Raw genomic sequence first — 10,187 nt, 5'->3', positions numbered from 1 at the left:
ACCTATTTTCACATTTCTGTCATACGGGTCAAAAAAGCCCGAAAACACGAAGGCCGAGCCCCAAGGGGCTCGGCCTTCTTCCCTTCTACTTACAAGCTAGGGAATGCGAATTGCGATGCTTCATGGCTCGCACGCTGTGGCCAGCGCTGAGTGATGGCCTTGCGACGGGTGTAGAAGCGCACGCCATCCGGGCCATACGCATGCAGATCGCCGAACAGCGAACGCTTCCAGCCGCCAAAGCTGTGATAAGCCACCGGCACCGGCAACGGCACGTTGACGCCAACCATGCCGACTTCGATCTCATCGCAGAACAACCGCGCAGCTTCCCCATCACGGGTAAAGATGCAGGTGCCATTGCCATACTCGTGATCGTTGATCAGTTGCATCGCCTCTTCCAGGCTGTTCACCCGGACGACGCACAGCACTGGCCCAAAGATCTCTTCTTTATAGATACGCATCTCTGGCGTGACGTTATCGAACAGGCAACCGCCCAGGAAGAAACCTTCTTCATGACCGGCCACGCTCAGACCACGACCATCCACGACCAGGGTTGCACCGGAGGCAACGCCGTCTTCTACATAGCCACTGACTTTGTCACGAGCCTGACCGGTAACCAACGGCCCCATGTCCAGACCACAAGTGGTACCTGCGCCAATCTTCAATGCCTTGATCTGCGGAGTCAGCTTGGCCACCAACGCATCGGCCACCTGGTCGCCAACGCACACGGCTACCGAAATCGCCATGCAACGCTCGCCGCAGGAACCGTACGCCGCCCCCATCAGAGCGCTGACGGCGTTATCCAGATCTGCATCCGGCATCAGCACCGCGTGGTTCTTCGCGCCGCCCAGTGCCTGAACGCGTTTGCCGCGCTTGGTGCCTTCGGCATAGATGTATTCGGCAATCGGCGTCGAGCCAACGAAACTCAATGCTTTGACTTCCGGCGCTTCGATCAGCGCGTCCACTGCAGCCTTGTCACCATGCACAACGCTCAACACGCCTTTCGGCAGACCGGCTTCCAGCAACAACTGAGCGATCAACAGCGTCGAGCTCGGATCACGCTCGGAAGGTTTGAGGATGAAGCAGTTGCCGCAGACGATCGCCAGCGGATACATCCACAGCGGCACCATCGCCGGGAAGTTGAACGGAGTAATACCGGCGACCACGCCCAATGGCTGGAAGTCCGACCAGGCATCAATGTTCGGGCCGACGTTACGGCTGTACTCGCCCTTGAGGATTTCCGGTGCCGCGCAAGCGAACTCGACGTTCTCGATACCGCGCTTCAATTCACCGGCAGCATCTTCCAGCGTCTTGCCATGTTCTTCGCTGATCAGTTGGGCGATACGTGCTTCGTTCTGTTCCAGCAGTTGCTTGAAGCGGAACATTACCTGCGCACGTTTGGCCGGCGGAGTATTGCGCCAGGCCGGGAACGCAGCCTTGGCCGAGTCGATGGCCTTCTGGATGGTTTCGCGGCTGGCCAATGGCAGTTTGTGAATCGCCTGGCCGGTAGACGGGTTGAACACGTCGGCCGTGCGACCGTCTTCGGTCACCAGTTCACCGTTGATCAAATGCGGGATAAGGCTCATGCGGGGCTCCAGAAAAGTTGTCCACAGGCGCCCGTCAACGGGCGCCTCTATATAGAAGGGGAAATCAGTCGATTTTGTTCAGCACTTCGCCGACCGCGTCAAACAGACGATCAAGGTCTTGCGGCTTGCTGTTGAAGGTTGGGCCGAACTGCAGGGTGTCGCCGCCGAAGCGCACGTAGAACCCGGCTTTCCACAGCGCCATGCCCGCTTCGAACGGACGCACGATGGCATCGCCGTCACGCGGAGCGATCTGGATAGCACCGGCCAGCCCGTAGTTACGAATGTCGATGATGTTTTTCGAGCCCTTAAGGCCGTGCAGTGCATTTTCGAAATGCGGCGCAACGTCGGCCACGCTCTGCACCAGGTTTTCCTTTTGCAGCAGGTCGAGTGCGGCAAGACCAGCGGCGCAAGCCACCGGGTGCGCGGAATAGGTGTAGCCGTGCGGGAATTCCACAGCGTACTCAGGCGTCGCCTGGTTCATGAAGGTCTGGTAGATCTCGGAGCTGGCAATCACCGCGCCCATCGGGATCGCACCGTTGGTGACTTGCTTGGCGATGCACATCAGGTCCGGGGTCACGCCAAAGCTGTCAGCGCCGAACATCGAACCGGTACGACCGAAGCCGGTGATCACTTCGTCGAACACCAGCAGGATGTTGTGCTGATCGCAGATCTCGCGCAGACGCTTGAGGTAGCCCTCAGGCGGAACCAGCACGCCAGCGGAACCGGCCATTGGCTCGACGAATACGGCGGCGATGTTCGAAGCGTCATGCAGCTCGATCAGTTTGAGCAACTCATCGGCCAGAGCGATACCGCCCTCTTTTGGCATGCCGCGCGAGTAAGCATTGCTCGCCAGCAAGGTGTGCGGCAGGTGATCGACGTCCATCATCGCCTGACCGAAGATTTTGCGGTTGCCGTTGACGCCGCCGAGGCTGGTGCCGGCGATGTTCACACCGTGGTAACCACGGGCGCGGCCGATCATTTTGGTTTTGGTCGCCTGGCCTTTCAGACGCCAGTAAGCGCGGACCATCTTCACCGCAGTGTCAGCGCACTCGGAACCCGAGTCGGTGAAGAACACGTGATTCAGATTACCCGGCGTCAGGTCGGTGATTTTCTCCGCCAGTTGGAACGACAGCGGATGACCGTACTGGAAGCCCGGCGAGTAATCGAGCGTGCCCAACTGCTTGGCAACCGCTTCCTGGATTTCCTTGCGGGTGTGCCCGGCGCCGCAGGTCCACAGACCGGACAGCGAATCGTAGACCTTGCGACCCTTGTCGTCCGTCAGCCAACTGCCTTCAGCCGCCACGATCAGTCGCGGATCGCGCTGGAAATTTCGGTTGGCGGTGTAGGGCATCCAGTGAGCATCGAGCTTGAGCTGGCTGGCCAGGGAATTCGGGGCGTTTTCAGGCAAGTTCATGGGCAAAACCTCGCAAGGCAATAAGCGGCGTGGAGATGAAAAGCGTTCTTGCAGCTAAATTGCCACGGGGATAAAGTCGGTGAAATCCAACTTTTCTAACGTTCAGTCAGGCCAGCGCTAAACTATGAGCACTCGACGCCCCGATCCGCTGGCACAAGTCAGCGACTTTGATATCCGCTTGCTGCGGATTTTTCGCAGCGTGGTGGAATGCGGTGGTTTCTCGGCGGCGGAGTCGGTGCTCGGGATCGGCCGCTCGGCGATCAGCCAGCAGATGAGCGACCTGGAACAGCGCCTCGGCCTGCGCCTGTGCCAACGAGGTCGCGCCGGGTTTTCCCTGACCGAAGAAGGTCGCGAGGTGTATCAATCGGCATTGCAGCTATTGAGTGCGCTGGAAAGTTTCCGCACCGAGGTCAACGGTCTGCACCAACACCTGCGCGGCGAATTGACCATCGGCCTCACCGACAACCTGGTCACCCTGCCCCACATGCGCATCACTCATGCGTTGGCGCAATTGAAGGAACGCGGGCCGGACGTACAGATTCAGATCCGCATGATCGCGCCCAATGAAGTCGAGCAAGGCGTGCTCGACGGCCGCTTGCATGTCGGCGTGGTGCCGCAGGCAAGCGCCCTGTCGGGGCTGGAATATCAGCCGCTCTACAGTGAACGTTCGCTGCTGTATTGCGCGGTTGGTCATCCGTTGTTTTATGTCGACGACAAACAACTGGACGATGAGCGCCTCAACAGTCAGGACGCCATCGCCCCGACCTTCCGCTTGCCGGCCGAGATTCAGGCGCATTACCAGGCACTCAATTGCACCGCCAGTGCGTCAGACCGCGAAGGCATGGCGTTTCTGATTCTCACCGGGCGCTACATCGGTTACCTGCCGGATCACTACGCCAGCCTCTGGGTGCAGCAAGGGCGCTTGCGCGCGCTGAAACCGACAGCACGGTTTTATGACTTGAGCCTTGCATCGGTGACACGCAAGGGACGTCGCCCGCATTTGGTGCTGGAAAGCTTTTTAGAGAGCCTGGCTGCAACACGTTGAATAAGGTGGAAACCTGTAGGAGCGAAGCTTGCTCGCGAAGGCGGTGTGTCAGCCGACATTAATACAGATGACACGCCGCCTTCGCGAGCAAGCTTCGCTCCTACAGTGATTTGTGGTGGTCAGGTTTTATCGTGTCGGGACTTGTCTGGAGCCTGTGGTTGCGCTATCAACGCATTGGTTGCACCCACCCACCTGTTCGGAAGTGCCTATGACCTTTGAAGTCCCCGCTCACGGCGGCAAACCTGCCAGCCGCATTCGTCAGAAGAACGAAGAGACCATCATCAAAGCCGCCGAAGACGAGTTCGCCCGTCACGGGTTCAAAGGCACGAGCATGAACACCATCGCCCTGAATGCCGGGTTGCCCAAGGCGAACCTGCATTACTACTTCACCAATAAGCTGGGGTTGTACGTGGCGGTGTTGAGCAACATCCTGCAGTTGTGGGACAGCACTTTCAACACCCTCACCGCCGAGGATGATCCGGCCGAAGCGCTGACGCGCTACATTCGCGCCAAGATGGAATTCTCCCGCCGCCAGCCCCAAGCCTCGCGAGTCTTCGCCATGGAAGTGATCAGCGGCGGTGAGTGCCTGACCGAATATTTCAACCAGGATTACCGCGCCTGGTTCCAGGGCCGGGCGGCGGTGTTTCAAGCGTGGATCGACGCTGGCAAAATGGACCCGGTCGACCCGGTCAACCTGATCTTTCTGTTGTGGGGCAGCACCCAGCATTACGCCGACTTTGCCACGCAGATTTGCCGGGTCAGCGGCCGCACCAAGTTGACCAAGCAAGACATGGAAGACGCCGGCGACAACCTGATCCGCATCATTCTCAAAGGCTGCGGCCTGACTCCAGCCATTTAAGACTCTTATGCCTTTTACCCTCAGCGACTTTTGCGAATACCGCGAAGAGATTCGCAAAAGCCGCTTCATCACCTTCGCCGCACCGATCAGCAGCCCTGCTGAAGCCCAGGCGTTCATCGAGCAGCACAGCGATCTGAACGCCACGCACAATTGCTGGGCGTGGAAACTCGGCGCCCAATACCGCAGCACCGATGACGGAGAGCCTGGCGGCACCGCCGGGCGCCCGATTCTGGCGGCCATCGATGCGCAGGATTGCGACCAGGTCGCGGTGCTGGTGATCCGCTGGTATGGCGGCATTCAACTCGGCACCGGCGGCCTCGCCCGGGCGTATGGCGGCGGCGCGAACAAGTGCCTGCAAGCGGCACCGAAAATTGAGCTGATCAGCCGCGTACCGCTGAGTTGCGCCTGCGGGTTTGGCGAACTGACGCTGGTGAAACTGCGGGTGGCCGAACTTGGCGGGTTGGTCGTGGAGGAAACGTTCACGGCCAACGGTGTGGAGCTGAAATTGGCGATGGGCGAAGCGCAGATCAACACCCTGCAAACGCAACTGGCCGATTTGAGTCGCGGGCGCATTCTGTTGCAGCGCTGAGCGCACCAACAACGCTCAACGCCCTTCCATCGATCCCGTGTATTTGCCCACATCTACTGTGCACCCGGCTGTGGATAACCTGAGCACATACCGCTGTAACCCTTCTGTCATGCGGCTTTGCGGGCATTGCTCACTTTTTGTCCAATACGTCTTCAAAAAGACTAAATCCACGTAAAAACAATCAGTTAGCGTGGTTTATCGCCTTTAGAAGAAAGCCGCTCAGTGCTTATGCCCGAGCTTTGCGCTTGCGCACAAATACTGTGGAGCAATCTGTGGATAACCCGTTCATGGCTGGCGCGACCCCATATCCGGCATGGCTTGCAAAGGGTTGCTCGTTTTTTGACCAAATCGGCCTGCGCAAAACCGGAGCCTGATCTACTGCTTCGCCCTTATGTGGTGCTGCGTCGGGATCGAAATGTGGCGAAGCGGCGCGCCCGATGCCTTGGCCGGCAAGCATTTTCAATTTTCCTGACTCAATGGCCAGGAAATTGCTTTATCCACAGGCACAACTCCATCGACCCGAGCCTGTCATGCCCAACCCCGTGCCGATCCCTGACCAAACGCCTCGCCTGCAACTGCGCAGAATCAGCAAACGCTATCCGGGTTGCCTGGCCAACGATGCCATCGACCTGAGTATTGCGCCCGGCGAAATCCATGCGCTGCTCGGCGAAAACGGCGCGGGCAAAAGTACGCTGATGAAAATCATCTACGGCGTCACCCACGCTGATTCTGGCGAAGTGATCTGGCAAGGCCGGCACGTGACCATGCGCAACCCGGCTCAGGCTCGCGGTTTGGGAATCGGCATGGTGTTCCAGCACTTCTCGTTGTTCGAAACCCTCAGTGTGGCGCAAAACATTGCGCTGGCGATGGGCGCGGCCGCCGGTACACCGAAACAACTTGAGCCAAAAATTCGCGAAGTGTCCCGGCGCTACGGCATGGCATTGGAACCGGAGCGACTGGTCCACAGCCTGTCGATTGGCGAACGGCAGCGGGTGGAAATCATTCGGTGCCTGATGCAGGACATCCGTCTGCTGATTCTCGATGAACCGACCTCGGTGCTGACCCCGCAAGAGGCCGACGAATTGTTCGTCACCCTGCGCCGGCTCGCGGCCGAGGGCTGCAGCATCCTGTTTATCAGCCACAAGCTCGGTGAAGTGCGCGCGTTGTGCCACAGCGCCACGGTGCTGCGCGGTGGTCGTGTGGCCGGGCATTGCGTGCCGGCGCAGTGCTCGGATCAGCAACTGGCGAAGTTGATGGTCGGGGAAGCGGCCGATCTGATCACCGATTACCCGAAGGTCGTGGGCGGTGAGGCATTTTTGAACGTGAACGCATTGTCGTGGCACAACCCCGATCCGTTTGGCTGCTCGCTGAAGGACATCGACCTGCACGTACGCCGTGGCGAAATCGTCGGCATCGCCGGAGTGGCAGGCAATGGTCAGGATGAGCTGCTGGCGCTGCTCAGCGGCGAACAACGCCTGCACCGCAATGACGGTGCAACCCTGCGTTTTGGCGGGCAAGCGGTGGCTCACTTGCCGCCGGATGCCCGCCGAAAACTCGGCTTGGCCTTCGTCCCTGCCGAACGATTGGGGCACGGTGCGGTGCCGGAGTTGAGCCTGGCCGACAACGCCCTGCTCAGCGCCTTTCAACAAGGCCTGCTGCGCAACGGGCTGATTCGGCGGGCCAAGGTCAAAACGCTAGCCGAAGAAATCATCCGCCGCTTCGGCGTCAAGACACCCGATGCGCAAACGCCGGCCCGCAGTCTGTCCGCTGGCAACTTGCAGAAATTCATCCTCGGTCGGGAGATTCTTCAGCAACCGAAACTGCTGGTGGCCGCGCACCCGACCTGGGGCGTGGACGTCGGCGCCGCCGCGACCATTCACCGCGCGCTGATTACCTTGCGCGATGCCGGCGCAGCGATCCTGGTGATCTCCGAAGACCTCGACGAACTGTTCCAGATCAGCGACCGGCTCGGCGCCTTGTGCAGCGGACGCTTGTCGCCGCTCAGGGCGACCGTCGACACCCGACTGATCGACGTCGGCGGCTGGATGGCCGGCCAGTTCGACGCCCCTCAATCACTTGCGCCCGCAACGGTTTAACGGAGTTTCACATGCTGCTTTCCCTCGAACCCCGTGGCCAGCAATCGCGCCTGATGCTGTGGTGCTCGCCGTTATTGGCGGCGGCCCTGACACTGGGCTGCGGCTCGCTGCTGTTTATCGCGTTGGGCCATGACCCGTTGCTGACCTTGCACACCTTGCTGATCGCCCCGGTCAGCGACTTGTATGGCGTCTCCGAATTGTTGGTCAAGGCGCTGCCAATTCTGCTCTGCGCCTTGGGTCTGGCCGTGGCGTATCAAGCGCGGATCTGGAACATCGGCGCCGAAGGCCAGTTGCTGCTCGGCGCGCTGGCCGGCAGTGCGTTGGCGGTGAACATCATCGGTCTGCAAAGTCGCTGGGCATTGGTGTTGATCCTGCTCGTTGGCACGCTGGCCGGCGCGGCGTGGGCCGGGCTGACGGCGTGGCTGCGCACGCGCTTCAACGCCAACGAAATCCTCACCAGCATCATGCTCAATTACATCGCCCTGAACCTGTTGTTGTTCTGCGTGCACGGGCCACTGAAGGATCCGGCCGGGTTCAACTTTCCGGAGTCGGCGATGTTTGGCGATGCCAGCCGTTTGCCGTTGTTGATGGAGGACGGTCGAGTGCATGCCGGCGTTTATTTTGCCCTGCTCGCGTTGGTGGCGGTGTGGGTGTTGTTGCAGAAAAGCTTTGTCGGGTTCCAGATCAAAGTGCTCGGGCTGGACAAGCGTGCGGCGGGTTTTGTCGGGTTTCGCGAGAAACGGCTGATCTGGCTGGCGCTGTTGGTCAGCGGTGGATTGGCGGGGCTGGCCGGCGTGTGTGAAGTCACCGGGCCGATTGGTCAGTTGGTGCCGCAAGTCTCGCCCGGCTATGGCTATGCCGCGATCACCGTGGCGTTTCTCGGGCGGCTCAATCCGATCGGCATTCTGTTTTCCAGCCTGTTGATGGCATTGCTGTACATCGGTGGCGAGAACGCGCAGATGAGCATGAATCTGCCGCAAGCGATCACGCAGTTATTCCAGGGCATGATGCTGTTTTTCCTGCTGGCCAGTGACGTGCTGATTCTCTACCGACCGCGTTTGCATTTGCGCTGGACGCGTCGTGCATCAGCCACCGTCGTACAAGCAGGAGCGCTGTGATGGATATCGATCTGTTGAGCAATATTTTCTACGCCATGGTGCGCTGCGGCACGCCGTTGCTGTTGGTGGCGCTGGGTGAGTTGATTTGTGAGAAGAGCGGCGTCCTCAACCTCGGCCAGGAAGGCATGATGCTGTTTGGTGCGGTGATCGGTTTTATCGTCGCGCTGAACAGCGGCAACCTGTGGCTTGGCGTGTTGCTGGCGATGCTCGCCGGGATGTTGCTGTCGTCGCTGTTTGCGTTGGTGGCGCTGGTGTTCAACGCTAATCAGGTGGCCACCGGGTTGGCGCTGACGATCTTTGGTGTGGGCCTGTCGACCTTTGTCGGTGCGGCGTGGGTCGGTAAACCGCTGGCGGGTTTTGAGCCGGTGGCGATCCCTTTACTGAGCGAGATCCCGCTGATCGGGCGGATGCTGTTTGCACAGGATCTGCTGGTGTATCTGTCGTTCGCGTTGTTTGCGCTGGTGGCGTGGGTGATTGTGAAAAGTCGTGTCGGGCTGATCATTCAGGCCGTCGGCGAAAACCCGGATGCGGCCTGTGCGATGGGCTTGCCGGTGTTGGGCGTACGAACGCTGGCGGTGCTGTTCGGCGGCGCGATGGCGGGGTTGGCCGGGGCGTATCTGTCGCTGGCCTACACGCCGATGTGGGCGGAGAACATGAGCGCCGGTCGCGGCTGGATTGCCCTGGCGCTGGTGGTGTTTGCCAGTTGGCGGGTGTGGCGATTGCTGCTGGGGGCGTATCTGTTCGGGCTCGCCAGCATCCTGCACCTGGTGGCGCAGGGGTTGGGGCTGGCGATCCCGTCGAGTCTGCTGGCGATGCTGCCGTATGTCGCGACGATTGTGGTGTTGGTGCTGCTGTCGCGGGATGCCGTGCGCACACGATTGTATGCGCCGGTGTCGTTGGGGCAGCCTTGGCAGGGTGGGCATTAGGGGTTGTCTGCTCCGGCCCCTTCGCGGGCAAGCCTCGCTCCTACGGGTGTTATGCAAATCCTGTAGGAGCGTGGCTTGCCCGCGAAGGCGTCCGCACTGGCAACACCTGAACCACGCCCCACGCCAATTCAAAAACCAGAAAAATCACCAACAGCGAACTGGCGCCATGGAGCAAGGCATAGAGCTGCCAAGAGGAGAACAGGAATCTGCCAACGGCGTCATACCGGCCATAAACCTGCTGCGGATCACGAATCCGCAGCACCGACCACACGCACACGATCGAGCCCAACAGGTTCGCCATCAACATGTGCATCGGCTCAAACGCCGGCAGTTCGCCGGGCAAATTCAAAGCCTGACTCAAACCCGCCAACAACCCATGCAACGCAGTAAAACTCCACGGCGTGACAAACGCCGCCGTCACCAGCAAGTCATACCAGGCGCTGCCCCGCACCACGCGGCGATATTGCGTTGAAGTCCACATCGGCACTGCTCCATAAATTCAGGGAGCAACAAGCCTAAAGCCTGGAGTATGCTCCAGGGTCAAGCCCTCTCGAGAC

The 10,187-nt window shown here is 60.1% G+C and carries 9 protein-coding genes; 6 read left to right on the top strand and 3 right to left on the bottom strand.

Translation table 11 applies throughout. The features are described from left to right. Nucleotides 1-89: 89 nt before the first annotated feature. Nucleotides 90-1,583, bottom strand: a complete 1,494-nt coding sequence (locus ACM6IO_RS10470) for a CoA-acylating methylmalonate-semialdehyde dehydrogenase (protein WP_008031364.1) — start codon at nucleotides 1,581-1,583, stop codon at nucleotides 90-92. A 64-nt stretch (nucleotides 1,584-1,647) separates the two neighbouring features. Then, on the bottom strand, nucleotides 1,648-2,997 hold the full coding sequence (locus ACM6IO_RS10465) for an aspartate aminotransferase family protein (RefSeq protein WP_192227006.1): 1,350 nt from the start codon (nucleotides 2,995-2,997) through the stop codon (nucleotides 1,648-1,650). A gap of 124 nt (nucleotides 2,998-3,121) precedes the next feature. Between ACM6IO_RS10465 and ACM6IO_RS10460 the strand changes: the two genes are divergently transcribed. The 6 genes from ACM6IO_RS10460 to ACM6IO_RS10435 all read left to right on the top strand — a co-directional run bounded on the left by ACM6IO_RS10460 (nucleotide 3,122) and on the right by ACM6IO_RS10435 (nucleotide 9,630). Then, nucleotides 3,122-4,042: a LysR family transcriptional regulator gene (locus tag ACM6IO_RS10460; RefSeq protein WP_008031360.1), complete on the top strand. Its 921-nt coding sequence runs from the start codon at nucleotides 3,122-3,124 to the stop codon at nucleotides 4,040-4,042. A 208-nt stretch (nucleotides 4,043-4,250) separates the two neighbouring features. Beyond that, entirely contained in the window at nucleotides 4,251-4,901 is a 651-nt protein-coding gene (locus ACM6IO_RS10455) for a TetR/AcrR family transcriptional regulator (RefSeq protein ID WP_008031358.1), read from the top strand. A gap of 7 nt (nucleotides 4,902-4,908) precedes the next feature. Then, the gene (locus ACM6IO_RS10450; RefSeq protein WP_414911417.1) at nucleotides 4,909-5,490 is read left to right on the top strand and encodes an IMPACT family protein; all 582 of its coding nucleotides are present in this window, start codon (nucleotides 4,909-4,911) and stop codon (nucleotides 5,488-5,490) included. Nucleotides 5,491-6,020: 530 nt separating this feature from the next. Then, a complete protein-coding gene (locus ACM6IO_RS10445) occupies nucleotides 6,021-7,586 on the top strand; it encodes an ABC transporter ATP-binding protein (RefSeq protein ID WP_414911416.1) in 1,566 nt (521 codons plus the stop codon). Nucleotides 7,587-7,597: 11 nt separating this feature from the next. Continuing rightward, the gene (locus ACM6IO_RS10440) at nucleotides 7,598-8,704 is read left to right on the top strand and encodes an ABC transporter permease (RefSeq protein WP_414911415.1); all 1,107 of its coding nucleotides are present in this window, start codon (nucleotides 7,598-7,600) and stop codon (nucleotides 8,702-8,704) included. Beyond that, entirely contained in the window at nucleotides 8,704-9,630 is a 927-nt protein-coding gene (locus ACM6IO_RS10435) for an ABC transporter permease (RefSeq protein WP_192227002.1), read from the top strand. The genes ACM6IO_RS10440 and ACM6IO_RS10435 overlap by 1 nt, the downstream gene beginning before the upstream one ends. Nucleotides 9,631-9,679: 49 nt before the next feature. Here the strand turns inward: ACM6IO_RS10435 and ACM6IO_RS10430 are convergent, their stop codons facing one another. Continuing rightward, the gene (locus ACM6IO_RS10430; protein ID WP_414911414.1) at nucleotides 9,680-10,111 is read right to left on the bottom strand and encodes a hypothetical protein; all 432 of its coding nucleotides are present in this window, start codon (nucleotides 10,109-10,111) and stop codon (nucleotides 9,680-9,682) included. Nucleotides 10,112-10,187: the final 76 nt, after the last annotated feature.

Source organism: Pseudomonas sp. IT-P44 (assembly GCF_949768225.1).
GTDB classification, from domain to species: Bacteria; Pseudomonadota; Gammaproteobacteria; order Pseudomonadales; family Pseudomonadaceae; genus Aquipseudomonas; species Aquipseudomonas migulae.
The sequence above is the reverse complement of the archived record's forward strand: the minus strand, read 5'-3'. Positions and strand labels throughout refer to the sequence as shown.